This is a genomic window from Mesorhizobium sp. M7A.F.Ca.CA.001.04.2.1 (genome assembly GCF_003998485.1).
GTDB classification, from domain to species: domain Bacteria; phylum Pseudomonadota; class Alphaproteobacteria; order Rhizobiales; family Rhizobiaceae; genus Mesorhizobium; species Mesorhizobium ciceri.
This window is the reverse complement of sequence record NZ_RZQT01000297.1, coordinates 1-733: the sequence shown is the minus strand read 5'-3', so window position 1 is coordinate 733 and position 733 is coordinate 1. Positions and strand designations below refer to the sequence as shown.

The following is a 733-nucleotide window of genomic DNA, read 5'->3' as shown; positions in this document are numbered from 1 at the left end:
CGGCTTCACAGCTCCTTCTCCGCCAACTCCCTGAATTCGTCGGGAACCGAGCGCGCCGCCTCCAGTGCCACGGTGCCGTAGCCGACCGCCTGTTTGCCGAAGCGCTCGCGGATCTTGTCGATGGCGCGGTCGGCGTCGAAGCGTGCTAGGCCCTTCTTCGTGCCGGGCCGGCGCCTCTCGTCGGCGAGGCCAAGCGGCAGGTGGAGCTGCAACTCGAAGCTTTCCTCAAGATGCGAGACCGAGATCGCCAGCAGCGAGATCGTTTTCTCCTGTGGATTGTCGGCAAGCACGCCGCGCACCAGATCGCCGGCGATCTCGGCCAGCATCGCGGTTGCCGAGATCGGCTGGTCAAGCGTGATCGAGCGGGTGACGGCTCTGAGATCGGCAAAGCGCACGCGTACCGTCACCGTGCGGCCGGGCCTTGCCTTGGCGCGCAGCCGACTGGCGACGCGGTCGGCCAGATGCAGCAGTGTCGGCACGATGACCCGTGCCACAGCCGGCTTCTGGCCAAGCGCCGATTGGGCGCCGGCCGAATGCGCGCGGCGCTTCGTCTCCAGCTTTCGCGGGTCGCGGTTCCAGGACAGGGCGGCGAGCTTTTCGCCGGCGGCGGGACCGAGCAGGCGCGTCAGCGCGCCGCGATGCGTCCTGGCCAGTTGACCGATGGTCTCGACGCCGATCTCGGCCAGCCGCGCCCTGGTCGCCGGGCCGACGCCCCACATCAGTCCGACCGGCA

The 733-nt window shown here is 69.3% G+C and carries 1 pseudogene; it reads right to left on the bottom strand.

Annotated features, from left to right (window positions below):
• Nucleotides 1–5: 5 nt before the first annotated feature.
• A pseudogene (locus EN955_RS34605) lies at nucleotides 6–733 on the bottom strand (DNA polymerase IV); the annotation flags it as partial.